At 72.1% G+C, this 22,820-nt stretch carries 22 protein-coding genes; 10 read left to right on the forward strand and 12 right to left on the reverse strand.

What is annotated here, in order from left to right; translation table 11 throughout:
* Positions 1-54: 54 nt before the first annotated feature.
* Positions 55-855 carry a CPBP family intramembrane glutamic endopeptidase gene (locus I2501_RS36770; RefSeq protein WP_328806859.1) on the forward strand — a complete coding sequence of 267 codons (801 nt, stop codon included), beginning with the start codon at positions 55-57 and terminating at the stop codon, positions 853-855.
* Positions 856-862: 7 nt separating this feature from the next.
* On the opposite strand, the gene I2501_RS36775 is transcribed toward I2501_RS36770, so the two are convergent.
* Positions 863-1,741 carry a PhzF family phenazine biosynthesis protein gene (locus I2501_RS36775; RefSeq protein WP_196198427.1) on the reverse strand — a complete coding sequence of 293 codons (879 nt, stop codon included), beginning with the start codon at positions 1,739-1,741 and terminating at the stop codon, positions 863-865.
* A 22-nt stretch (positions 1,742-1,763) separates the two neighbouring features.
* A complete protein-coding gene (locus I2501_RS36780) occupies positions 1,764-2,951 on the reverse strand; it encodes an alpha/beta hydrolase family protein (RefSeq protein WP_196198428.1) in 1,188 nt (395 codons plus the stop codon).
* Positions 2,952-3,168: 217 nt separating this feature from the next.
* Here I2501_RS36780 and I2501_RS36785 point away from each other — a divergent pair, with 217 nt between their 5' ends.
* Entirely contained in the window at positions 3,169-3,825 is a 657-nt protein-coding gene (locus I2501_RS36785) for a PadR family transcriptional regulator (protein ID WP_196198429.1), read from the forward strand.
* 25 nt (positions 3,826-3,850) lie between these two features.
* Here I2501_RS36785 and I2501_RS36790 read toward each other — a convergent pair whose 3' ends face one another.
* Complete coding sequence (locus I2501_RS36790; protein ID WP_408022816.1) at positions 3,851-4,282, reverse strand: hypothetical protein; 432 nt, start codon at positions 4,280-4,282, stop codon at positions 3,851-3,853.
* Positions 4,283-4,847: 565 nt separating this feature from the next.
* On the opposite strand from I2501_RS36790, the gene I2501_RS36795 reads away from it, so the two are divergent.
* The gene (locus I2501_RS36795) at positions 4,848-5,360 is read left to right on the forward strand and encodes a Clp protease N-terminal domain-containing protein (RefSeq protein ID WP_196198430.1); all 513 of its coding nucleotides are present in this window, start codon (positions 4,848-4,850) and stop codon (positions 5,358-5,360) included.
* A 79-nt stretch (positions 5,361-5,439) separates the two neighbouring features.
* Here I2501_RS36795 and I2501_RS36800 read toward each other — a convergent pair whose 3' ends face one another.
* Positions 5,440-5,649 (reverse strand): antitoxin, encoded by a 210-nt coding sequence (locus I2501_RS36800; protein WP_196198431.1) that lies wholly within the window; start codon positions 5,647-5,649, stop codon positions 5,440-5,442.
* Positions 5,650-5,753: 104 nt separating this feature from the next.
* On the opposite strand from I2501_RS36800, the gene I2501_RS36805 reads away from it, so the two are divergent.
* Positions 5,754-5,960 carry a hypothetical protein gene (locus I2501_RS36805; RefSeq protein ID WP_196198432.1) on the forward strand — a complete coding sequence of 69 codons (207 nt, stop codon included), beginning with the start codon at positions 5,754-5,756 and terminating at the stop codon, positions 5,958-5,960.
* A gap of 176 nt (positions 5,961-6,136) precedes the next feature.
* Positions 6,137-8,338, forward strand: coding sequence for an MMPL family transporter (locus I2501_RS36810; protein WP_196198433.1), 2,202 nt, complete (start codon positions 6,137-6,139; stop codon positions 8,336-8,338).
* Between the two features lie 60 nt (positions 8,339-8,398).
* On the opposite strand, the gene I2501_RS36815 is transcribed toward I2501_RS36810, so the two are convergent.
* Positions 8,399-10,252 (reverse strand): ricin-type beta-trefoil lectin domain protein, encoded by a 1,854-nt coding sequence (locus I2501_RS36815; RefSeq protein ID WP_196198434.1) that lies wholly within the window; start codon positions 10,250-10,252, stop codon positions 8,399-8,401.
* 366 nt (positions 10,253-10,618) lie between these two features.
* Here I2501_RS36815 and I2501_RS36820 point away from each other — a divergent pair, with 366 nt between their 5' ends.
* Positions 10,619-12,031: a chitinase gene (locus tag I2501_RS36820; protein WP_196198435.1), complete on the forward strand. Its 1,413-nt coding sequence runs from the start codon at positions 10,619-10,621 to the stop codon at positions 12,029-12,031.
* 36 nt (positions 12,032-12,067) lie between these two features.
* On the opposite strand, the gene I2501_RS36825 is transcribed toward I2501_RS36820, so the two are convergent.
* Positions 12,068-13,291 (reverse strand): saccharopine dehydrogenase family protein, encoded by a 1,224-nt coding sequence (locus I2501_RS36825; RefSeq protein ID WP_196198436.1) that lies wholly within the window; start codon positions 13,289-13,291, stop codon positions 12,068-12,070.
* A gap of 128 nt (positions 13,292-13,419) precedes the next feature.
* Here I2501_RS36825 and I2501_RS36830 point away from each other — a divergent pair, with 128 nt between their 5' ends.
* Complete coding sequence (locus tag I2501_RS36830) at positions 13,420-14,223, forward strand: TetR/AcrR family transcriptional regulator (RefSeq protein ID WP_196198437.1); 804 nt, start codon at positions 13,420-13,422, stop codon at positions 14,221-14,223.
* On the opposite strand, the gene I2501_RS36835 is transcribed toward I2501_RS36830, so the two are convergent.
* The gene (locus tag I2501_RS36835) at positions 14,123-14,740 is read right to left on the reverse strand and encodes a methyltransferase family protein (protein WP_196198438.1); all 618 of its coding nucleotides are present in this window, start codon (positions 14,738-14,740) and stop codon (positions 14,123-14,125) included. The genes I2501_RS36830 and I2501_RS36835 overlap by 101 nt on opposite strands.
* Before the next feature lie 219 nt (positions 14,741-14,959).
* Here I2501_RS36835 and I2501_RS36840 point away from each other — a divergent pair, with 219 nt between their 5' ends.
* Together I2501_RS36840 and I2501_RS36845 are read left to right on the forward strand one after the other, a co-directional pair.
* Positions 14,960-15,400 carry a hypothetical protein gene (locus I2501_RS36840; RefSeq protein WP_196198439.1) on the forward strand — a complete coding sequence of 147 codons (441 nt, stop codon included), beginning with the start codon at positions 14,960-14,962 and terminating at the stop codon, positions 15,398-15,400.
* Positions 15,401-15,423: 23 nt separating this feature from the next.
* Entirely contained in the window at positions 15,424-15,720 is a 297-nt protein-coding gene (locus I2501_RS36845; RefSeq protein WP_196198440.1) for a hypothetical protein, read from the forward strand.
* A 16-nt stretch (positions 15,721-15,736) separates the two neighbouring features.
* On the opposite strand, the gene I2501_RS36850 is transcribed toward I2501_RS36845, so the two are convergent.
* The 4 genes from I2501_RS36850 to I2501_RS36865 all read right to left on the reverse strand — a co-directional run bounded on the left by I2501_RS36850 (position 15,737) and on the right by I2501_RS36865 (position 19,048).
* Positions 15,737-15,943, reverse strand: coding sequence for a hypothetical protein (locus I2501_RS36850; RefSeq protein WP_196198441.1), 207 nt, complete (start codon positions 15,941-15,943; stop codon positions 15,737-15,739).
* Positions 15,944-16,060: 117 nt separating this feature from the next.
* A complete protein-coding gene (locus tag I2501_RS36855) occupies positions 16,061-16,795 on the reverse strand; it encodes a glycoside hydrolase family 25 domain-containing protein (protein WP_196198442.1) in 735 nt (244 codons plus the stop codon).
* Between the two features lie 55 nt (positions 16,796-16,850).
* Entirely contained in the window at positions 16,851-18,263 is a 1,413-nt protein-coding gene (locus tag I2501_RS36860) for a sugar porter family MFS transporter (RefSeq protein WP_196198499.1), read from the reverse strand.
* A 149-nt stretch (positions 18,264-18,412) separates the two neighbouring features.
* Entirely contained in the window at positions 18,413-19,048 is a 636-nt protein-coding gene (locus I2501_RS36865; protein WP_196198443.1) for an FMN-binding negative transcriptional regulator, read from the reverse strand.
* A gap of 76 nt (positions 19,049-19,124) precedes the next feature.
* Between I2501_RS36865 and I2501_RS36870 the strand changes: the two genes are divergently transcribed.
* Complete coding sequence (locus tag I2501_RS36870; RefSeq protein WP_196198444.1) at positions 19,125-20,516, forward strand: aminotransferase class I/II-fold pyridoxal phosphate-dependent enzyme; 1,392 nt, start codon at positions 19,125-19,127, stop codon at positions 20,514-20,516.
* A gap of 30 nt (positions 20,517-20,546) precedes the next feature.
* Here the strand turns inward: I2501_RS36870 and I2501_RS40420 are convergent, their stop codons facing one another.
* On the reverse strand, positions 20,547-22,700 hold the full coding sequence (locus I2501_RS40420) for a VWA domain-containing protein (protein ID WP_196198445.1): 2,154 nt from the start codon (positions 22,698-22,700) through the stop codon (positions 20,547-20,549).
* Positions 22,701-22,820: the final 120 nt, after the last annotated feature.

The raw sequence follows: 22,820 nt of genomic DNA on the forward strand, positions 1-22,820 counted from the left end.
CTGTGCGATGATCGGGCCGACCGCACCGTGGGACGCACGCCCGGAGCCGCACACGTGAGCACGACCGACACCGACACGCTGGACGCCCTGCCCTCGCCGGCGCCGTTCACCCGCCGTCTGCTGGGGCAGGAGCTGCTCCTGGTCCTCGCGCTCTCGCTGGGCGCGAGCGGTGTCAGCGCGGTGATCAGCTTCCTGGGTTCGGTCACCGCGCCGGTCTCGCTCAAGTCGCAGCAGGCGACGCTGAACGGCACCATCACGCCCGGACGGCCCTGGCTGGACCTGAGTTGGCACCTGTTCGACATCGCCACCGCGCTCGTACCGGTGGTGCTGGTGGCCTACCTGCTGGTCCGCGAGCGGTCCTCGATCCGGGCGCTGGGCTTCGACCTCACCCGCAAGTGGAGCGACCTGGGCAAGGGCGTGGTGGTCGCCGCCTGCATCGGCGGCTCCGGCCTGCTCCTCTACCTGGGCGCTCGAGCCTCCGGTGCCAACCTGACGGTGGTGCCGAGCGCGTTGCCGGACGTCTGGTGGCGGATCCCGGTGCTGATCCTCTCCGCCGCGCAGAACGCCGTGGTCGAGGAGGTCATCGTCGTCGGCTACATGCTGCGCCGCCTCGGCCAGCTCGGCTGGAGCTGGCCGGCGGCGGTCGCGGCGAGCGCGCTGCTGCGCGGTTCGTACCACCTGTACCAGGGCGTGGGCGGGTTCTTCGGCAACGTGGTGATGGGCGTGATCTTCTGTTACCTCTACCGCCGTTGGCGCCGGGTCACGCCGCTGGCGATCGCCCACACGCTGATCGACTCGGTCGCCTTCGTCGGCTACGTGCTCCTGGCCGGGCACGTCAGCTGGCTGCCGACCTGAGGCTCGGTCAGACGACGGCGCCGGCAGCAGCGTTCGCTGTCGCCGCGGGGGAGAGCACCCCGTCCAGGACGGTGACCGCGCGGCCGGTCATGCGCACCCGGTCGCCGTCGACGCACAGCCGCACCGTGCCACCGCGCGACGAGACCTGCCGGGCGGCGAACTCGGTGCGTCCCAGCCGCTCCGCCCAGAACGGGCCGAGCGCGGTGTGCGCGCTGCCCGTCACCGGGTCCTCGCCCACGTCGACGCTCACCCCGAACCAGCGCGAGACCGCCGCGTAGCCGGACGCCTCCGGGTCCTCGGCGGGCGCGGTGACGATCACGCCGCGCGGCACCTCCAGCGTCTCCAGCCGGGTGTGGTGCGGGCGCAGCTCCCGAACCTCGGTCTCGGTCGCCAGCTCGACCAGGAGGTCGCCCAGGGCCCCGGTGCTGTGGACGCCCACCCACGAGGCCCCGCCGAGGGCCTCCACCAGCCCCTCCGGGGCGGTGCCCGGTGCGGTCGGGTTGGCGGGGAAGTCGAGCGTGATCGCGCCGTCCGCCGCCAGCTCGGCGCGCAGCACGCCGCTGCGCAGCGAGGCGAACGCGACCCGTCCGCTCGAAGGCAGCAGCCCGTCCTGGGCCAGCGCGTGCACGGTGGCGAGCGTGGCGTGACCGCAGAGGGCCACCTCCACGGCGGGCGTGAACCAGCGCAGCGCCCAGCCGGCGGCGCTCCCCTGTCGTTCGGCGCCCGCCAGCGGGCGGGCGAAGGCGGTCTCGGAGAGGTTCAACTCGGCGGCCAGGCACCGCATCCAGCGCTCGTCCGGCCAGGGGCCCGGCGGCAGCAGGCAGACCGCGGCCGGATTCCCGGCGAAGGGTTCGTCGGTGAAGGCGTCGATGATCCGGATCCTCATGAACGCAGGCTAGCCCCGACTGTCAGGGCCGCTGTTGGAAGACGACCTCCGGGTCGGCCGGCGAGGGGCCGTCCAGCAGCGGCTGCGGGATGCCCTTGAGCTGCTCGTCGAAGAATGCCGCGACGTAGTCGCGGGTGAGCTGCTCGGCGCGCACGGACGGGATCGAACCGTCCACACCGGGTATGCCCGCCTCGTCGGCGAGAACCGGCACGTCGGTGAAGTTGACGTGGTCGGACCCGGTGACGGTCAGCCAGCGCTTCCAGCCGCCGAGGTTCGGCCAGTCGTCCGCCCAGCTCGGCTCGTCGCCGCCCACGGCGTGGTTCACCGGGTTGCCGAACAGCAGCACCGGGCGGCCGCCGAGACCGCCGGCCGGCACCGGCACGAAGAACCTGCCGTCCAGGTCGGCCCCGGCCCGCACCCGCTGGTCGGCCGCCATGGTCGGGATGACGGAGGCGCCGCCGAGCGAGTGTCCGGCCATGCCGATCCGCTTGCGGTCGATCAACTGCGCGTACTGCCAGGCCGGGTGACGGCTGGTCAGCTCGTCCAGCACGAACGAGACGTCCTCGGCCCGGCTCTGCTCGATCTTCTCGGGTGCCGGACCGTTCGCGCCGCAGGTGGCGCAGCCGAGCGTCTGCCCGTCGGGGAAGGTCGTCCCGGAGTCCTCGTAGGTGTGGTCGACGAGCGCGACGACGTAGCCGCGGCTGGCCAGGTCCACGGCGAGGCCGGTGAGCGTCTGGCGCGGCAGCCCGAAACCAGGGGAGAGCACGACCAGCGGGTACCGGCCGTGCTCCGGGCGGGCGTCGGTGAACGCGTAGGTACGGGTGTCGGCGAGCGCCTGCGCCGGGAACGCGCTGCCGACACCCTCCATGTCCAGGAAGAGCCGGGCCTCCTCGGTGGTCATGTAGGGGGCGGGCCTGCCGGTTCCGGTCCGGGCGGGGTAGTACATCGAGACCATGAGCTGGCGTGGTCCCGCGCTCGGCACCCACGGGTCCGGGCGGTCCCGGTCGACCAGGTGCAGCGTCTCGACGCCGACCGCGTGCGGGCCGGTCGGGCGGGGGAGTCCCAGCTGGACGCCCGGGCCGGTTGAGGTCGGGGCGGTGGCGGCGGGGGTCTGTCCGGCGGTGGCGAACGCCGTACCCGTTCCGATGACCGGCAGCGGCAGGACGAGCGCGAGGGCGACGGCTACGGCGGTGCGACGGGTGTGAGTCATGCCGACGACGTTAGAAACCGACCGCCCCACCCCACGTCGTCACCGCGGCGGAGCCGAACCCGAACCGGACCCGGAACGCGACCCTGGGCGAACCCGGAGACGTCGGCGGCACCCGCTCCCGTCGAAAGCTCTTGCCGAGCGACAGTTACCGATATATCGTTGATGCATCGAGACAGTCGCCAGACTGTCGCACAACAACCATGCAAGGAGAACGATCATGCGATCCCGACACCCCTTTGATCCCCGTTCCCGCTCCGGTCGCCCCGCCTTCGGCGAGTTCGGCCCGCCCGGATTCGGCGGCCCCGGTCCGTTCGGGCCGCCCTTCGGGCCTTTCGGTCCCGGTGGCCCCGGCGGCCGTGGGCGCGGACGGCACGGCGGGCGTGCGCGCCGCGGCGACGTGCGCGCGTCGCTCCTGGCGCTGCTCAAGGAGCGCCCCATGTACGGCTACGAGATGATCCGCGAGATCGCCGAGCGGTCCGGCGGGTCGTGGCGGCCGAGCCCCGGCTCGGTCTACCCGACGCTGCAACTGCTCGACGAGGAAGGCCTGATCTCCACCGACGAGGAGGGCGGCAAGAAGCTGTTCCGCCTCACCGAGACCGGTCGCCAGGAGGCCGACCAGGGCCCCGAGGCGCCCTGGGAGGAGGCCGGCCGCGGCGAGCACTGGGAGATCGTCCGCGAGTTCGCCCGCGCCGGCGGCGGGCTCAAGGACGCGCTGCGACAGGTCGCCCTCACCGGCACCCCCGAGCAGCGCGCCAAGGCGCTCGCCGTGCTGGCCGACGCCCGCAAGCGGCTCTACCTGATCCTCGCGGACGCCGACAACGAGCCCACCCCCGCGCCGTCGGACGGCGGCACCGCCCCGGAGGGGCGAGGCTGACCAGCTGTGGCAACCTGTCGCTCCGTCAGACCGCCGTCGGCGGACGGGAGAGCAGTCGGTCCACATGTCCGCGACGTAGCCCCTGACCGGGCTCGACCGGTAGCAACAGCACATCCGAGCGGTGCGCGTAGCGCCGCAGCAGGCGCGGCGGGATCAGGTCGTCCACCCAGGCGAACGGCCGTCCCGCCGCGTGCTGCACGATCGGCACGAAGTCCCCGTCCGGCGCCCCCGCGCTCGATCCGCAGGCCACCCACGGCAGTTCGGGCAGGCCGAGCAGCGGCGCGATGCAGCGGTTGGCCCACGCCTCCCAGGTGCTCGCCCAGGCCAGCTCGTAGACCTCGGCCAACTCCCGTAGCCACACCCCGTGCGCCGGGCTCAGCAGCACCTCGACCTCGCTGCGGAACAGCAGATGGCGGCGGTACCCGCTGTCCGGGTGCGGACAGACCGGATTGAGCACGCCGTCGATGTCAAGGTACAGCAGCGGCTTGGGAGTTGACGTAGCGCTCGCGGGAGGGCGGCGCTCCGCGTGGTCGGCGATCAGGACTGCGGCTCCAGGGGGCGGGCGGACGCGGGACAGGGTACGGGCAGGACGGGACGGGCCGTGCTCACTGTTCGACGGTTGGTGAACCCCAGTGGTTGCAGCCCGATGGGGGCGTCCGTCGGGTGCACGCGCCGGGGTCTGTGTTCACGCGCCGGTGGCGCACCACTCTCACCCCGGGCGCATCGCCGCAGCTCGTGAGGCGAACACGGACCCGAACGCGCGCCGTGACCTGCGCGCGACCATGGGAAGATCGTATCTGTGGGTTGACGAATGGTCACCCTGCGCAGCAGACTTCCGGGGTACCGCAGGACCGACCGGCGTGCTCGCACCTCTGCCGCCGCACGGCCCACCGGTCCGCGCGCCCGCGACCGTGCGCCCGTCCGGCCCGTCCCTGCTCGGCCCTGTTCCTGTCCGGCTCCGACCCCGTCCGGCTTTTCCCGTTCGTGTCCGGCTCTCTCTGTTCGACCGTGGGTGGATCCCTGTGCCAGTAGACCCTCGGCGGAGTGCGCCTTCCGCCGCGCAGCGTGAGCAGCCGCAGCCTGTCGGCCCGCTCGCGTCGGTCGCTGCGCGGGCGCGCCGACGTGCGCTGCGCGCCGGGGACCCCGAGGTGGACACCGGCCACCTGCTGCACGCACTGCTGGAGTCGGACGACTCGGTGCTCGGCGTGGCCGCGCCGATGCCGGTCCAGGCGACCCGGCTGATGGGATACCTGGTCCAGCGCAGCATCGGCTTCGGCCGGCTCTGGCGCCTGGGCGAGGGCGCGGCCGACCGCGACTCCGAGCGCTCGGCCGGACTCGCCTGGAGCGCGCCCGCCGCCGAAGCACTGGACGGCGCCGTGCGCCGCGCCTCCGGCACGGTGCTCGACCTGCTCGCCGAGCTGGCCGCACTCCCGGACTCGCGCGCCGCCGAGATCCTTCGGGGCGCCGCGATCGACCCCGCCGCCGTGGTCCAGCGCTGCCGCGCCCAGGCGGCCGCGGAGCGCACCGCCTGGTGACGGCGGCTGCTGACGGCGCCCGACCTTAAGACAGGCGCAGCCCGCGCGCCGGACTCCGGCACGCGGGCTGTTCCGGGGTTCAGGCCGACTGGCCGCCGTCGACGGGAGGCTCCTGCGCCTGGCCGTCGACGCCCATCTGCTTCTTGGCCTGGTTCTGGGCCGTGTCGACCTGGCTCTGGTACTTGCCGCCGGTCTTCTGGTCGATCATGTCGCCGGCCTTGTCCACGCCCTTGCCGGCCTGACTCTCGTGGCCGTGCAGCATGCCCTTGACCTTGTCGAGAACGCTCATGTCGGAGTTCTCCTCCCGGTGTGCGATACGCACCACGTTCCTCCCGTGCCTCTGATGCCGCCACTCGGGTAGCGGCGCGCCCGACCGCGTCGCACGCTGGGGCCATGAGCGAAACCGAGCCTCCGGTGCAGGTCGGCCTCTTCGGGGACGACCACCAGTTCCGGTTGGTCTCCTTCCGTGGCGCGCACCACGTCCCAATGACGCGCCGCGAGTTCGAGGAGCGCATGGGGGAGGACTATCCCGGCGAGGACCCGTACGCCGCGGAACTCGTCGTGTGGATGGACCACCCCGGGGAGTGGCCGGGGGAGTGACCGGTCGCGCCTGATTCGTTCGTGCCCGATCGCGGGGGCCGGGTCGTGGTCTCACGAATGGCCGTGCCCAGATCGCGGGCGGGTCGCAGCCGACGGCAGACTGCCAGGGACTACAGCACGGCCGTCCGGTGCGGTTGCCCGCGGCGTGCCGTGCCGCTTCCCGCGGAGGGCTCAGGGTGTCCACCTATCTGTTCCAGCTCGGACGTTGGGCCTATCGGCACCGTCGGATCGTGCTCGGGGTCTGGCTGGCCGTCGCGGTCCTCGCCGTGGTCCTCGCCACCGCCAGCGGCGGGAAGACGAACGACACGTTCACCATCCCCGGGACGGAGTCGCAGCGGACCACGGATCTGCTCAAGCGAACGCTCCCGGCGCTGGCGGGCGGCCAGACGCAGGTGGTGTTCGCGGTGCCCGCCGGCAGACACGTCACCGACCCGGGGCCGAGGGCGGGGATTGACGCGTCACTGGCCCGGATCAGGACCGTGCCGCAGGTGGCGACGGTATCCGACCCCTACACCGCCCACGGCATCTCGCCCGACGGGCAGGCCGCGTTGGTCTCCGTGCAGTGGACGGGGCAGCCCGGGGAGGTCAAGGACGCGTCCCTGGACGACCTGAACGTCTCGGTCGCCCCGGCCCGGCAGGCGGGCGTGCAGGTGGAGTACTCCGGCAGCGTCTATCCGGGCTGGCGGATCGTCCCCTCGGAACTTCCCGAGCTCATCGGGCTGATCATCGCCTTCGTCATCCTGCTGATCACCTTCGGGGCACTGGTCGCCGCCGGAATGCCGATCCTGACGGCGGTTCTGGGTGTGGTCGTCTCGCTGATGGGCATCACCGCGCTTGCTTCCGTGATCAACATCGCCTCCGCCTCGACCACGGTCGCGATCATGCTCGGGCTCTCGTGCGGTATCGACTACGGTCTGTTCATCCTCTTCCGGCACCGCAACCAGCTGCTCCAGGGCATGGAGCTGGAGGAGTCCGTCGGCCTGGCCGTCGGCACCGCGGGCGGCTCGGTCGTCTTCGCCGCGCTGACGGTGATCATCGCGCTGGCCGGGATGTCCGTGGTCGGCATCCCGTTCCTGACGGTGATGGGCCTGTCGGCCGCTGCCGCGGTGGCGGTCGCGCTGTTGATCGCGCTGACGCTGCTGCCCGCGCTGCTGGGCTTCGCGGGAGTCAAGATCACCCACTTCCTGCGCACCCGGCTGCGGCCCGGGCACCACGAGCGGGTGGCCAAGACGTCCGCCGCGGAGTCGCCGCGGACCAGGGGCGCCCGGTGGTCGCGGTTCGTCGTGCGGTACCGGCCGTTCGTGGCGTTCGGCGGCGTCGCGCTGCTGCTGGTCCTGGCGATTCCGGCGCTCTCGATGGAGCTCGGGCTGCCGAGCGGGGCCTCGAAACCGACGTCCGACACCTCGCGCCGCGCCTACGACCTGATCAGCACCCACTTCGGGCCGGGCTTCAACGGTCCGCTGCTGGTGGTGACCGAGCACGGCGTGCCGCCCGCGAACGCCCAGCGGCTGGCGACGGCGCTCTCGACCCAGCAGGACGTCGCCGCGGCGGCGCCGCTGGCGGTGACCCCGCAGGTGGCGATCGTCCGGGTGGTGCCGAAGAGCGGTCCCAACGACACCGCGACGGCGGACCTGGTGCACGGCCTGCGCGACCACCGCGCCGCGATCGAGGCGGTCGTCGGCGCGCCGGTGCTGGTCGGCGGGACGACGGCGTCCAACATCGACGTCTCGCAGAAGCTCGCCGACGCCCTGCCGGTGTTCCTCGCGGTCGTGGTCGGGCTGGCGTTCGTGCTGCTGACGCTGGCGTTCCGGACGATCCTGGTGCCGATCAAGTCGATCATCGGCTTCCTGCTGTCGGTCGCCGCGGCGTTCGGCGCGCAGGTGGCGATGTTCCAGTGGGGCTGGGGCCGGCACATCTTCGGCATCACGCCGTCGGAGACCATCAGCTTCCTGCCGCTGATCATGCTGGCCATCATCTTCGGTCTCTCCAGCGACTACGAGGTCTTCGTCGTCTCGCGGATCAAGGAGGACTTCACGGCCACCGGCGACGCGCGCGGCGCGGTCGAACGCGGCACCGCGCGGGCAGCGCGGGTGGTCACCGCGGCCGCGCTGATCATGTTCTCGATCTTCGTGGCCTTCATGTTCACCAACGATCCGACGATCAAGGCGATCGGCTTCAGCTTCGCCGTCGGCGTCTTCCTGGACGCCTTCGTGGTCCGGCTCACCGTGGTTCCCGCGGTGATGGCGATCGTCGGCGCCCGCATCTGGTACCACCCGCGCTGGTTCGAACGCTACGTGCCCGACCCGGATCTGGAGGGCACGCGCCTGGAGGAGCACATGCGCACCGCCGATCGGCCCGCCGTCCGCGACCCCGACTGAGTGCGGCCGGGGCGCGGACGGCAGGGCCGCCCGGCGGTTACGGTTCAGGCAGCCGGGCGGCTACGAGGGCAGCGTCCACTGCTGGTTGGCGGCCCCGGTGCAGTCCCAGATCTGGAGCCGGGTGCCGTTGGCGGAGCTCGGGCCGGTGGCGTCCAGGCAGCGGCCGGACTGCGGGTTCAGCAGCGAGCCGTTCGCCTGCGGCTGCCACTGCTGTGAGCCAGATCCGTTGCAGTCGTAGAGCTGGATCTGGGTGCCGTTGGCCGTGCCGCCGGAGGTGACGTCCATGCACTTGCCGAGTGCCTGGAGCGATCCGTCGGCCGCCACCGTCCACTGCTGGGCGCTGGTGCCGTTGCAGTCGTAGAGCTGGACGGCGGTGCCGTTGGCGCTGTTGGCGCCGGCGATGTCGACGCACTTGCCGCCGTAGCCCGTGATCTGCCCGGTCGGCGCGGCGGGGGCGGAGCCGGACCAGGTGAAGGTCGCGCTGGTCTGCGCGGGCAGGGTGTAGGTGAAGTGCTGGCCGCCCCAGTTGACCGTGAACGGCTCGGAACCGCCGGTGGCGTTGTACGCGACCACCGCCTTGGAACCGTCGGGGTTGAGCCAGGCCACGTTCGGCACGGCGGTGCTGGCGGTCGAGTCGATCCGGTAGGCGCCCGGCTTGACGAACTTGGTCAGCTGGCCGAGGTCGTAGTACTCGATGTTGTAGTCCACCTGCCCGCTGCGCGCGTCCCCGTTGTGGACGGTGATCAGTCCGGTGCAGGTGCCGCAGCCGCCGTTGTGCGGGCCCATGTTCTGGTCCACCGCCAGCGACCACTTCACCACCGACTTACCCCAGTTGCGGGTGTAGTCGACGATGTTCTCCATGTCCTCCTGCTGCTGGTTCGCGATCCAGGTGCCGCCGGAGTGCTCGGTGTCGAAGGCGTCCACGTTCGGGTACTGGTTGTGGACGGTGGTCTGCTCGGTGGGGTCGCCGCTGTAGCCGTGCCAGGCGATCCCGCCGAAGAGCGGGTCGTTGCGCACGGCGGCGTCGTTGACGGTCTGCGCGGCGTAGCTGTCGTAGTCGTCCCAGTTCCAGTCCAGCGCAAGGACCTTGGTGCTCAGCCCGGCGGCGTGGAAGGCGGGGAGCAGGTCGGTGCCGGTGAAGTAGTCGAGCCCGCTGGCGTTCCACTGCATCGAGGGGTAGCCGCTGCAGCAGGTGGGCTCGTTCTGCGGGGAGACGTAGTCGACGTGCACGCCCTGGGCCTGGTAGGCCTGGATGTACTTGACGAAGTACTGCGCGTAGGCGGCGTAGTACTGGGACTGGAGCCAGCCCTGGCTGTAGGCGCCGCTGTCCTTCATCCAGGGCGGCGCGGTCCACGGCGTGGCCATCACCTTCAGGTCCGGATTGAGCTGCTCGGCCTGCTTGGTGAGGGGCAGCACGTCCGCCAGGTCGTGCGCGATGGAGAAGTTCGCCAGCGTCGGGTCGGTCTGGCCGCTCGGCATGTCGTCGTAGGTGTAGTTGTAGCGGGCCAGGTCCGAGGCGCCCATGGGGTTGCGCAGGAAGTCCAGGCCGATGCCGTTGACGGGGTCGAAGAGGTTGGTCATCACCGCGTCGCGGGTGGCGGTGCTGAGTGCGCCGCTGCTGTTCATCAGCCAGGCGGCGGTGTCGGTGAACGAGGCCCCGGCACCGGTGAACTGCTGGTAGCGGGTGTTCTCGTCGACGTCGACCGTCGCGGCAGAACTGCCGGTGCCGGACGAGAAGGTGATCGGGGTCTGCTGCTGCAGCCCCTGGGTGACGGTCCGTCCGCCGGAGTCGGAGGTGGTGGTCAGCCAGATGTTCACCGTCGGCCCGGCCGCGTGGGCGCTGGGGGTGCCGAGCAGGAGTCCGGAGGCGACGAGTAATCCGGCGACGAGAGAGGGCAGCCTTTTCGACCGCATGGGCGAAGTCCTTCGCGTGGGGGCGGATGGGACTGGGGCGTGCCGTGATTGAACTCTTGAAGTCATGACACCGTCAAGAGTGTTTACTCGTTCCGCTGCGCAGGGGCGATAACCTGCGCCGTCAGCTTGGGATGGCGAAGTCGAGAGAGTGGTTCCGATTGTGTAGATCTCAGCGGACGGTCTCTTGAGGTCATTTGTTGAATGCTCAGGTCAGACATGACGGACCTGCATATTCTGAACCTGGCGTGATCATCTGTCGGCGACGCTCGCCCGCCGGCTCTCTTGACGCCCTGACGCCGCTCTAGTTGACTCCGACCGCTCGGCCGCGCTGCCCCCACATCCCGGCCACACCCCCACGGAGTCGTCATGCGCCTTCGCCATGCCTGCACACCGGCCGCCGCGTTACTGACCGCCGCCTCGGCCCTGCTGTTCGCCGCTCCGGCGGCCCACGCGGCAGCCAATCCGGGCCCCGGATTCCCGGCCCAGTACGCCGCGCCCTACGTCGAGACCTGGAACTCGCCCGGCGCGATCGCGTCGGCGGAGTCCGCGACCGGCCTGAAGTACTACACCCTCGCGTTCGTCATCAGCGACGGCACCTGCAACGCCACCTTCAACGGGTCCACCGCGATCGACGACGCCGGCTGGACCGGCGCGATCAACACCCTGCGCGCCTCGGGCGGGGACGTGATCGTCTCCTTCGGTGGCGCGTCGGGCACCGAACTCGCCCAGGCCTGCGGCACGGTGGCGGACCTGCAGGCGCAGTACCAGCGGGTCGTCGACACGCTCAACCTCACCCGGATCGACCTGGACGTCGAGGGCTCGGCCCTGGACGACACCGCCGCCAACGACCGCCGCAACCAGGCGTTGGCCAACCTCCAGAGCTACTACGCCTCCCAGGGGCGCACGCTCTCGGTCGACTACACCCTGCCCGTCGACCCGACCGGCCTGGAGTCCAACTCGCTCAGCCTGCTCAACAACGCGGCGAGCCATGGGCTGAACGTCAACCTGGTCAACATCATGACCATGGACTACGGGCCGAACGAGGAGATGGGACAGGCCGCCGTCAGCGCCGCACAGGGCCTGTACGGCCAGCTCGGGCAGATCTGGCCCGGCAAGACGTCGGCACAACTGTGGGCCATGGAGGGCAACACGCCGATGATCGGCGTCAACGACTCCACCAACGAGGTGTTCTCCACCGGCGACGCGTCCACGCTCGAGAGCTTCGCGCAGAGCAACGGGATCCAGGAGCTCTCCTACTGGTCCCTCGGCCGGGACCAGGCGTGCGCCAGCGACGGCACCCTCTCCGACACCTGCAGCGGCACCAGCCAGAACCCCTACCAGTTCGCCTCCACCTTCAACGCCCTCACCGGCAGCAGCTCCGGCGGCGGTGGCGGACCGACCGGACAGATCACCGGCTACAGCGGGCTGTGCCTGGACGACCGGTCGGCGTCGACGGCGAACTTCAACCCGGTGCAGGTCTACACGTGCAACGGGAGCGCCGCGCAGCAGTGGACGGTGGGCTCGGGCAGCACCCTTCAGGTGTTGGGCAAGTGCCTGGACGTCAACAGCGGTGGTACCGCCAACGGCACGACTGTCGACCTCTACGACTGCAACGGCACCGGCGCCCAGGTCTGGGTCCCGCAGTCGAACGGCTCGTTGCTGAACCCGCAGTCCGGCAGGTGCCTGGACGACACCAACTGGTCCACCACCCCCGGCGCCCAGGCCCAGATCTGGGACTGCTCCGGCAACGCCAACCAGCAGTGGACGCTGCCGAGTTGACGCTGCCGCCGCCGAGGTGACGAGCCGCGCACCGACCTACTGCTCGCGCAGACCCCACGGCGAGCCGTAGACGTTCAGCAGCTCCAGGAAGGGCTTGGGCGGGAAGGCCTCCGGGCCGAGCACGCCCCGGCCCTTCCACGCACCGGTGGCCATCAACTCCAGCGCGACGACCGGGTTGATCGCCGTCTGCCAGACCACGGCCTGGGAGCCGTACTCGCGCATCGACCACTGGTTGTCGACCACGTGGTACAGGTAGACCTCGCGCGGCTTCCCGCCCTTGACGCCCTTGACCCAGGTGCCCGCGCAGGTCTTGCCGTGCATCCGCTCGCCCAGCGTCGCCGGGTCCGGCAGCGCGGCGGCGACCACGTCGCGCGGCGAGACCTGGACCGGGCCCAGCGCGGACGGCACGGTCAGCGGCTCGGTGCTGTCCAGGCCGAGCGCGTGCAGGGTCTTGAGCTTGCCGATGAAGTCGTCGCCCAGGCCGTACTTGAAGGTGACCCGCTTGGCGTCGACCCAGCGCGGGACCAGCAGCACCTCCTCGTGCTCGACGTTGACGCACTCGACCGGGCCGATGCCCTCGGGGAAGTCGAAGACCTCCGGCTCGCTGAAGGGCGCCGTGGTGAACCAGCCGCGGTCCGCCTCGTAGACGACGGGCGGGTTGAGGCACTCCTCGATCGTGGTCCAGATGCTGAACGACGGCGCGAAGTCGTAGCCCTCGACGGTCAGGTTGGCCCCGTCGCGGATGCCGACCTCCTCGATCTCGTCGAAGAGCTCGTCCGCCGCGTAGCGGGCGAAGACGTCCGACAGACCCGGCTCGACGCCGATGCCGACGAGAGCCAGCAGACCCGCCTTCTCGTACGCCTCGGCGCGGGCGAACTGGTCGTCGCCCAGCTTGACCCCGCACAGCTCGTGCGGACGCTCCGGGTGCGGGTGGGACAGCGACATCGCCATGTCCAGGTAGTGCACGCCGGACGCCAGCGCCGCCTCGAAGAGCGGCAGCACGAAGCGCGGGTCGGTGGCGTTGAGCAGCACGTCGCAGCGCTCGGCGCGCAGCAGCGCCTCGACCGAGGGCCGGTCGGTGGCGTCCAGCCGGGCCGCGCTGAAGCGGTCCGCCTGGTCCGTGCCGAGCGCGGCCACGGCCGCCTGGGCGCGGCCGAGGTCGTAGTCGGCGACCACCATGTGGGACAGGAAGGGGCGACGCGCGGCGATCTTGGTGATCGCCGAGCCGACTCCGCCGGCGCCGACCAGCAGGACACGCATGGGGACTCCTACGTACAGGTTCAGGGTGGTTTGCAGTGATTGATCACGGTTGAGCGGCCGTGTCTCGATCCAACGCCGGTCGCCGTTGAACGTCAACCGTGTTGGCATAAGGGCGTAGGGTGGCCCGCATGGCGAAACCAGTGGTCCCTGACGAGGCACGACGGCGCCGCCGACCGACCAAGCAGGGCACCGTCCTCACCCACGAGCTGATCGTGGAAACCGCGCTGCGGATGCTGCGCGAGCACGGCGCGCAGGGGCTGACCGCGCGCCGGCTCGGCCTGGCCCTCGGCGCCGACGCCAGCACGGTCTACCGGTACTTCCGCGGCATGGACGAGCTCACCCGGGCCATCGCCGACGAGCTGATGCACCGGGCGATGACCGGCTGGGACCCGACCGGCGACTGGCGCACCGACCTGCGCGCCCTCGGCCTCCGCGTCCACGCCGCCTACCTGGCCCACCCGCAGGCCGCGGTGCTGGCCGCCAGCCGGGTCAGCGGGCGCGAACACGAGATCGCGGCCGACGAGGCCGTCCTCGGCCTGCTGCGCGGCGCGGGGTTCGCCGATCCGGCGGCGGTGCGGATCTACCACGTGTTCATCGACCAGAGCCTGGCCTTCGCCGCGCTCGACGCCGCGTCCCTGGCCCTGCCAGAGGCGGCGCGCCGCGCCGACGAGGCGGTCTGGCAGGCCACCTACGCCCGCCTGCCCGAGCAGACCCACCCGCACATCGCCGCGACGGCGGGCCTGCTGGCGCGGCGGATGAACGCCAGCGCCTACCCGGCGGCGCTGGACCTGCTGCTGGCCGCGGCCGCCACCGAACTGGAGTCGGGGACCGTCAACGACGACGCGGGCGCGGCACGAGCGCCGGCACCTGACGACGGTACTCCGCGTACCGGTCCCCGAACTGACCGGCCATCAGCCCGTCCTCGACCGTGACCCGGTGCAGCAGCCACGGCACCGCGACCACCAGCGCCACCACCCAGGCGCCGAACCCGCCCGCGAGCGTCGCCCCGAGGACCAGTCCCAGCAGGCCCGTGTAGATCGGATGCCGGACCAGCCCGTAGGGCCCGCCCGTGCGCAGCTCGTGCCGCTCCTGGAGCAGCGGCACGCTGGCCCACATGGTGCCGAGCACCCAACGGGCCCAGAGCAGCAGCGCCGTCGAGGCGACGGCGAGCACCATCCCGACGATCGCCAACGCCGGTGTCCAGTACTGGAGATGGCGCCATGTCCCGCCGTGGTCGCCCCGGGTGGCCAGCTGGACCACGGCGACGCCGGCGATCAGCCCGACCCGTGCCGGGAGCGTCCCGCGCGCGTTGCGCATCCAGCCGCGGAAGCCGCCGTTGCTCCGGGTGCCGAAGTAGACCGCGCCGATGATCCACGCGGCGAGGAACACGTAGACGCAGACCCAGACGACGTCCTGGGAGACCGTGTGCAAGCTGCTTGTTCCGTCCATGCGCACAGCGTCCGCTGCGGTACCGACGGGCGGCCACCACCCGTGGGTGGAGGGCCGGGTGGAGTGCCGCAGCGGTGCGGGTGGAGGGCACGGGGAGCGGCGAGCGGCACAGGGCCGTCGGACGGGGCCGCCGAACGGCGCAGCCCGAGGTGCGGGGGGACCGGCGCGGAGTGATCATGGGCGCACGGAGGGCGACCGCAGTCGGAAGGGGAAGCCAGCATGGCCACGCAGGAAGCGACCGCGCCGAAGGCCCCACGCCTCCCGATACGCCTCCCACTGCGTCTCCCCGGGCGCGGCCCCGCGCTGCTGCCCGCCGACGGCGCGGACGCGGAGCGGCGGATCGCCGTGGGTGTGCTGGTCGGCGTGCTGCTCCTCGCGGCGATCGCGACGGCGGTCGCCGGGCTGCACGTCTCCCGCGCGCACGGGGTCGGCCTGCTGCCGCACGTCCTGGTCGGGGCCGTCGGGCTGCTGCTGCCGCTCTTCGCGGTCCATCTGGCGGGCGGCTCGGAGCTGCTCCCGGCCGTGTCCGCCCTGCCGGAACGCCTGCGCGACCGGCTCGCCGTCGCCGCCGGGCTGATGGCCGTCGGCATCGCGCTGGTGGACGTCGGGATGCTGCTCCTGTTCGCGCTGGACCGGTTCAACTCGGCGGCAGGAGCCTGAGCAGGGAGCGCGAGGAGGTCGAGATGAGTGGCATGAACGGCCCGCCGGGAGTCGACGTCATGCTCTGCGAGGGGTGCGGCCAGGTGACGCCGTGGACCCCGTACGGGCGCTGCTCCTGGGAGTGCTACAACCTGCCCCGGGCGACGCCCGAGGAGCAGCAGGCCGCGACGGAGGCGGCCCCGCGCGTACAGGCCTACTTCCAGGCCCTCCAGGCGGCGGCGGAGGCGCGGGCCATGAAGGACCGGGCCATGAAGGACCGGGCCGCCGGCGACCAGGCCGGGAACGAGTGGGCCCGCGACGAGTGGCCTGACCAGGCCTAGCTCGGCGGGCTCGGGCCTAGTTCGGCGACCAGCGGACCTCGAGGACGCTGTGCGCGGGGAAGGACCGCATCTCGCCCGCGTTCTCGGTCGACTCGACGTGGACCCACGGCCCGTCGAACCGGATCTGGCCCGTGACGTACTCGCGTTCCTCGGCGACGCCACGGCTCTTCAGGGCGGCTTCCGCCCGGACCGTCACACGTCCACGACCGGTGAGGTTGTTCATGGATCCAGGCTGCGGTGTGGCCCGGCCGCCCGCTACCGGAGCGCGCCCGGCCGATGCCGTCCGCGCGCGCTCCCGGTGCGTGTCAGGTCGTGACAGGTCGTTCCAGGTGGGGTCGGCTCACGCGGTGGGCGCTGTCTGCGCCGGGGTCGACAGCTTGGCCACCGCCGCCGACAGCGCCGCGACCTGCTTGGTCAGCTCCGACACCTGGCCCGCCAGGCCCGTCAACTGACTGGTCAGCTCGTCGTAGTGGTGGTCCCCGAAGGTGAAGAACGCGTTGACGGGCGTGTTCGCCGGGTGACCCTGGGCGTCCTTGCGGAACTGGTTCGGGATGGTGGTCGCCAGCAGGGTCCTGGCGACCAGCTGCGCGTCGGCTTCGGTGAGGGGCACGTCGGGCTCCTGAGGGTCGATACCGGGCCAGTAGTCGGCCACGGATGAGATGTCGTATCCGCCGAGGTCGTTGTACTGCTTGGCCACCGCCCCGGCCGGGATCGCCGGGTCGCCGTCGTACTGGGCGATCCAGTAGTGCGGCTCGGCCACGCCCTGGGCCTGGAACGCGGAGCGCACCGAGGGCCAGGTGGACGAGTTGCAGTACACGGACGGATCCACGCCCGCCGCCCGGCGGCGCTGTACCCAGCCGGGCGCCTCCTGCGGGGCGGCGTCGTACTGCTCCACGTCCAGGACGTGGCCGCCGTCGTTCTGCGAGGAGACCACGATCTCCACGATCACGGCGTGCGGGAAGGCGGCCCGCAGCTGGGGCACGTTGGCGTAGCTGCCGTCCAGGTAGCCCGCATACAGCGGTGCCCCGGCCGGAAGTGACGCCACGTCGACACTGTCGTACATCGTCCTGGTCACCGGAACAGTTTCCCGGCGAACCGTCAGCTCACAAAACCGGGCAGGTCAGGGCAGGTCAGCCCATCTCCTCCAGCGACTTGCCCTTGGTCTCCCGGATGAAGAAGTAGACGAACGGGATCGACAGCACCGCGAAGCAGGCGTAGATGACGTACGTCGCCGAGAGGTTCCAGTCCGCCATGGTCGGGAAGCTCACGGTGATGGCCCAGTTGGCGATCCACTGGGCCGAGGCGGCGACCGAGAGCGCCAGCGCGCGGATCTTGTTGGGGAACATCTCGCCGAGCAGGACCCAGACCACCACACCCCAGGAGAAGGCGAAGCAGAGCACGTAGAGGTGCGCCGCGACCAGAGCCACCGTGGCCTGGGTGTTGGCGAGATGGGCGTTGGTGCCGGTGCCGACGCGGTAGGAGAAGGCCCACGCCGCCATGCCCAGGGTGACCGCCATGCCGGCCGAGCCGGCCAGGGCCAGCGGACGCCGCCCGACGCGGTCGACCAGGACGATGGCGATGACCGTGCCGACGATGTTGACCAGCGACGTCGAGACGCTGATCAGCAGGGAGTTGCTGGCGTTGATGCCCACCGACTGCCACAGCAGCGACGAGTAGTAGAAGATCACGTTGATGCCGACGAACTGCTGGAACACCGACGCGCCGATGCCGATCCAGACGATGGCCTGCAACCCGAAGCGTCCGCCCAGCAGGTCCTTCATCCGGGGTTTGTGCTCGGTCGCCATGACGTGCTGGATCTCGGCGATCCGGGCGTCGACGTCGGTGCCGGGTGCCTCGACTTCGGCCAGGACGCTGCGGGCGCGGTCGAGGTTGTTGTTGGAGATCAGGTAGCGCGGCGACTCCGGGATGGCCAGCGACAGCAGGCCGTAGATCAGCGCCGGGATGGTCTCCGCGCCCAGCATCCACTGCCATGCCTGGATGCCCGCCAGATGGTCGTTCGGGTTGCCGCCCGCCGCCTGGTTGAGCGCGTAGTTGACCAGCTGGGAGATGAAGATGCCCAGGACGATCGCCGCCTGCTGGAACGAGGCCAGCCGTCCGCGGACCGCCGGGGGCGCGACCTCCGCGATGTAGGCCGGGGCGACCACCGAGGCGATGCCGATCGCCATGCCGCCGACCACGCGCCAGGCGCCCAGCGCCACGATGTCGGGCGGGAACATGGTCCCGACGCCGCTGGCCGCGAAGAGCACGGCGGCCAGTTGCATGACCTTGATCCGGCCGAGGTGGTCCGCCAGCCAGCCCGCGCTGACCGCGCCCACGGCCGAGCCGAGCAGCGCGACGGAGACCACCAGCGAGGTCTCGCCGCTGCCGACGCGGAAGTGGTGTTGGATGCCGGTGACCGCGCCGTTGATGACGGCGCTGTCGTAGCCGAACAGGAAGCCGCCCATCGCCGCCGCGGCGGCGATGAAGACGACGTGCCCGAGGTGGCCTTCGGCGGAGGCGGCGGATGATCGCGTGCTGGACAGAGTGGCTCCCGGAGCTGCTCGGTTGTGACGGTCCGTCGGGGCAGCCTAGGAACCGGCGTGCACGGCACCGAGCAGGCGCGGCCGGTACGCGGGCCGTCCGGCGCCGGGATCATCCGGATGGCGCAACGTTTCTGCGCGCCCCGGCAGCGCTACCCGCGTCGCAGCCGGTCCGCGACGACGGCGTCGAGCGGGCGGGCGCGCTCGGTCAGGCCGGTGCGGACGCGGGCGGCGAGGGCGTCGTCCTTGTGGTCGTCGTACTTCGCCTTGGCCCGCACCTCGTCGACGCGCAGGCGCAGGAACCGGATCGCCGAGAGCATCTTCCCGAACGGGGCCTGGCCGGGGACGATCGGCTCGTGCGCGCTGTCCGGCTGGAAGCGCGCGTACTGACGGTCCATCAGCGCGGCCTTCTCGGCGGGATCGTCGACGACGGTCGCCGTGCAGAGCAGGTGGACCGAGGCGTAGTAGCTGGTCGGGACGCCGTGCTCGGGCGCGACGTCCGCCGCGGCACGCCAGGTGCCGGGGATGAACGCGTAGTCGTCGGTGACGGCGAGCGTGACCCGGGGGTCCGCCTCGACCGCGGCCCAGAAGGGGTTGGGGCGGGCCAGGTGGAGCACGACCTCGTCGCCGCCGTCCGTCGCGGCCCCCTCGGCGAAGAGGAAGTGCGTCGGGACCAGGATCGGCGGCTCGCCGTCGGGCCCGTTGGCCGCCAACGTGCCGAAGTCGCGCGCGGCGAGCCAGGGACGCCAGGTCTTCTCGTCGGCGAGGTCCCAGGGATGGATGAGCATGGCGGTGGCCCCCAGAGGTCGTGCGCTGGCGTGTGTCGGGTTGCGGAGAGTATTGAACTAGTGCATAGTTTTCTTTGTGCTAGGAGATTATCGGATCGTCGGGCGGCGTGCCACCGAGATCGCCGCCGAGATCGAGTCGCTGGTGTCCTCGGGCGCGCTGGAGCCGGGCGCCGCGCTGCCGCCACTGCGGGATCTCGCGGGTGACCTCGGGGTCAATCCCAACACGGTCGCCGCCGCCTACCGCCTGCTGCGCGACCGGGGCGTGATCGAGACGGCCGGACGGCGCGGCAGCCGCGTCCTGCCGCGTCCCGTGCTGGCCCCGCGCGACTACGCGACGCTGGAGGTCCCGGCCGGTGTCCGCGACCTCGCCGACGGCAACCCCGACGCGCGACTGCTGCCCGATCCCGCTGCGGCGCTGGCCGCCGCCGGTCACGGTACGGACCCCGCCGCCGGACGGTACGGCGGGCCGGAGTTCGACCCGCTGCTGCTGGAGCTGGCCCGCCGTTCGTTCGCCGCCGACGGGCTCCCGACGGAAGCCCTCGGCGTCTTCTCCGGCTCGCTGGACGCCCAGGAGCGGCTCTTCCAGGCGTGGCTGCGTCCCGGCGACGCGGTCGCCGTCGAGGACCCGGGCTGGGGGAGCCTCTTCGACCTGCTCCCCGCGCTCGGTCTGCGTCCGGTCCCGATGCCCGTCGACGACGACGGGCCGACCGTCGCGGGCTTGCGCGCGGCGCTCGACGCGGGCGTCCGCGCCGTCGTGCTCACCGCGCGCGCCCAGAACCCGACCGGCGCCGCGCTCAGCGCCGAGCGCGCCGACGAGCTGCGTCCGCTGCTGGCAGAGCACCCCGAGGTGCTGCTGGTCGAGGACGATCACGGCCACGGCATCGTCGACGGCGACTACCGCACGCTGGCGGTCGACGGGCGGGGAGTCGACGGGCCGGGGCCGGACAGCCGTGGCGCGGCCGGTGGCGGGGTGCCGACGGTGCGGCACTGGGCCGTGGTCCGCTCGGCGGCCAAGTCCCTCGGGCCGGATCTGCGCGTCGCCGTGCTCACCGGCGACCCGGACACCGTGGCCCGGATCCGCGGGCGGCAGCGGCTCGGCGCGGGCTGGGTCAGCCACCTGCTCCAGCGCACCGTCGCCGCGCTCTGGCAGGCATACGACCCGGAAGCCGGCATCGCGTCCTACCGTCTGCGCCGCGACGCACTGCTCGCCGCGTTGGCGGAGCGCGGCGTCACCGCGCACGGACGCAGCGGGCTGTGCGTCTGGGTCCCGGTCCCGGACGAGACGGCGGCCGTCGCCGGTTTGCAGCAGCGCGGCTGGGCCGTGGCCCCGGGCGCGCGCTTCCGCCTGGACACCCCGCCCGGGGTCCGGATCACCGTCTCCACGCTCGACGTCGCCGACTGCCCGCGCCTCGCCGACGACGTCGCCCACGTCCTGCACCGCCGCGCCGGCCTGACGCGCGGGGTGTAGCCGTAGGGCTGCTGAGTTGCTGAACCGGGATCAGACCGGCGGCAGCATCCCGCGGCTGCGGGCCTGCTGGAGCCAGCCGGGGTACTCGCTCATCATCAGCTCGAACAGCTGCTCGTCGCCGACGTGTTGCGGGTCCTCGACGGCGAAGAAGTTGGCGTTGTCGAGGAAGCGCCCGGGCAGGTCGTCCAGCTCCTCCAGGAACCGGAAGGTGCCGGTGCCCCAGTTGTCGACCCGCGGCTGGCGCGAGCGCTTGCCGAAGAGCCCGTGCGAGGGCTGCGGCGCGACCTGGTGCTGTGCGGGCGCGTCCACCGACCGGGAGGACCGGCCGATGCCCATGAACTGCCAGAACAGCGGCTCGTAGCTGGACGCGGTCACCTGGGCGCGGGTCTGCTGCTCGCTGGTGGTGTGACCGTCCGTCAGGAACATCACGTAGACCGGCTGCCGGTCCGCGAGCGGGGTGTTGCGCAGGTCCGAGGCGCCGAAGTACTGCTCGCGGATCAGCCGGATCGCGCCCGCGTAGTCCGTGCCGCCCTCCAACGGGTACTGGCCCAGCATCCGCTGGACCCAGCCCCGGTAGGACCCGACGCTGACCGAGCCCGCGACATGGCCGCGCGAGCCGAACAGGAAGACGTCGATCTCGCTGTTGTCGTCGAAGCGCATCCCCAGCGCGAGCACCCGCTCGACCAGCGCCTGCACCTTGCCGGAGCGGTACAGCGCGTGCATCGAGCCGGAGATGTCCAGGCAGAGCGCGACGCGGGCGGTGTGCTCGCCCAGGCCGCGCTTCTCCAGGCTGACGGCGGCCTTCTTGGTGAGGTCGAGCAGTTGGTGGTCGCCCTGGTCGGCCAGGGACTTCTCCAAGGTGATGAGCTTCTGCTTCTTCAGACTGACGGCACCGCTGCCCGCTCCGCCCCCGGGGTCGCCCGGCCCGGCTGGGGCGCCCTGCTGCTGTTGGTACGGCGCGGGGGAGGGGTGCTGCTGGAACTGCGGCTGCTGGAGCGGCTGTTGCTGGTAAGGGTCCTGCGGGTAGGGCTGCTGCTGCGGGTACCCCTGCTGCTGCGGACCCGGGTCGGCCGGGCCGTAGCCGGTCTGCACGGGTGCGCCGCCGAAGACGGCGGGGCCGCTGGGGTCCGGGGCAGTCGGGTACACGGCGAACCCGGGCGTGTTGCCCTGCATCGGCGCCTGCCCCGGCACGGCGCCCTGGCCCGGACCGTAACCCGGTGCGGGGACGGGTGCGTTCGGAGCTCCGGCGCCGAAGACCGACGGTGCGGGCGGAGCCTGCTCCAGCGGCGGCAGGCTCTGCAGTCCGGGCTCGACGTGTCCGCCGCCGCCGAAGATCGCGGGCGCGGGCGGAGCGGTGCCGGGTGCGCCGAGGTTCGGGTCGGCCGCAGGCGGTGCAGGCGCGGCGGCAGGTGCCGGGTACGCCTGAGGCGGCGAAGCGACCGGAGGCGGACCGAACCCCTCCGGGGGGACGGGCGCGTGTTGCGCGGCTGCGGGAGCGGGAGCGGGAGCGGTGGGCACCGGGGCCGGGATCGGAGCCGGAGCCGCAGCAGCCGGCGCGGGTGTGGGAACCGGCGCAGCGGCAGGCATGCGCGGGTCGACCCCGTGCGGGCGCGCGGGAGCCGCCGGTGCCGGGGGCGTGGCCGGTGCCGCCGCCGGGACGGCGTGCGGGGCGGCAGGCGCGGGCTCGTCGTCGACCGAGATGCCGTAGTCCGTCGCGAGCCCGGCCAGGCCGGTGTCGTAGCCCTGGCCCACCGCGCGGAACTTCCAGGCGTCCGCGCGCCGGTAGAACTCGCCGAAGACGAACGCCGTCTCCGTCGTCGCGGAGGGGATGTCGAAGCGCAGGGCCTCGCTCCCGTCCGGGCCGAGGACGCGCAGCGCCAGGCCAGGGACCTGGCCGAAGGCGCCGCCGTCGGCGGAGGCGGCGACCACGATCCGGTCGACGCCCGGCTCGACCGAGCCGAGAGCGACCCGGATCCCGTCGCCCGCGTGCCGGACCGCGCCCGAGGGATGGTTCGGCTGGTTGTAGAAGACGAAGTCCGCGTCCGAGCGGACCTTGCCGGACGAGGCGAGCAGCAGGGCGGAGACGTCGACGTCCGGGACGCCCGCGCCCTTCGTCCAGCTGACCTCCGCCGATAGCTCCGTGGTGGGGACCGGGGCGTTCGCGCCCTTGCTCATCGCCGTCATGCGCTCATCCTGCCCGCTGCCGGGCGGACGGCAAGGGCTTTGGCGAAGGGCCGTCGCGTGCCGAGGCGCTCTTGTGACCCGACCGACCGTTCGGTAGTCTGATGGCAGAACCTGATCCCG

The sequence above is a fragment of the Streptacidiphilus fuscans genome (genome assembly GCF_015690355.1).
Lineage (GTDB): Bacteria > Actinomycetota > Actinomycetes > Streptomycetales > Streptomycetaceae > Streptacidiphilus > Streptacidiphilus fuscans.

Excerpts from the sequence above, each read along its gene's own strand:
- I2501_RS36785 (WP_196198429.1), top strand. The coding sequence starts at position 3,169 with ATGCGATCCCGACACCCCTTTGATCCCCGTTCCCGCTCCGGTCGCCCC.
- I2501_RS36775 (WP_196198427.1), bottom strand. The coding sequence starts at position 1,741 with ATGAGGATCCGGATCATCGACGCCTTCACCGACGAACCCTTCGCCGGG.
- I2501_RS36835 (WP_196198438.1), bottom strand. The coding sequence starts at position 14,740 with ATGGACGGAACAAGCAGCTTGCACACGGTCTCCCAGGACGTCGTCTGG.
- I2501_RS36805 (WP_196198432.1), top strand. The coding sequence starts at position 5,754 with ATGAGCGAAACCGAGCCTCCGGTGCAGGTCGGCCTCTTCGGGGACGAC.
- I2501_RS36825 (WP_196198436.1), bottom strand. The coding sequence starts at position 13,291 with ATGCGTGTCCTGCTGGTCGGCGCCGGCGGAGTCGGCTCGGCGATCACC.
- I2501_RS36800 (WP_196198431.1), bottom strand. The coding sequence starts at position 5,649 with ATGAGCGTTCTCGACAAGGTCAAGGGCATGCTGCACGGCCACGAGAGT.
- I2501_RS36850 (WP_196198441.1), bottom strand. The coding sequence starts at position 15,943 with ATGAACAACCTCACCGGTCGTGGACGTGTGACGGTCCGGGCGGAAGCC.
- I2501_RS36845 (WP_196198440.1), top strand. The coding sequence starts at position 15,424 with ATGAGTGGCATGAACGGCCCGCCGGGAGTCGACGTCATGCTCTGCGAG.
- I2501_RS40420 (WP_196198445.1), bottom strand. The coding sequence starts at position 22,700 with ATGACGGCGATGAGCAAGGGCGCGAACGCCCCGGTCCCCACCACGGAG.
- I2501_RS36780 (WP_196198428.1), bottom strand. The coding sequence starts at position 2,951 with ATGACTCACACCCGTCGCACCGCCGTAGCCGTCGCCCTCGCGCTCGTC.
- I2501_RS36865 (WP_196198443.1), bottom strand. The coding sequence starts at position 19,048 with ATGCTCATCCATCCCTGGGACCTCGCCGACGAGAAGACCTGGCGTCCC.
- I2501_RS36820 (WP_196198435.1), top strand. The coding sequence starts at position 10,619 with ATGCGCCTTCGCCATGCCTGCACACCGGCCGCCGCGTTACTGACCGCC.
- I2501_RS36830 (WP_196198437.1), top strand. The coding sequence starts at position 13,420 with ATGGCGAAACCAGTGGTCCCTGACGAGGCACGACGGCGCCGCCGACCG.
- I2501_RS36815 (WP_196198434.1), bottom strand. The coding sequence starts at position 10,252 with ATGCGGTCGAAAAGGCTGCCCTCTCTCGTCGCCGGATTACTCGTCGCC.
- I2501_RS36840 (WP_196198439.1), top strand. The coding sequence starts at position 14,960 with ATGGCCACGCAGGAAGCGACCGCGCCGAAGGCCCCACGCCTCCCGATA.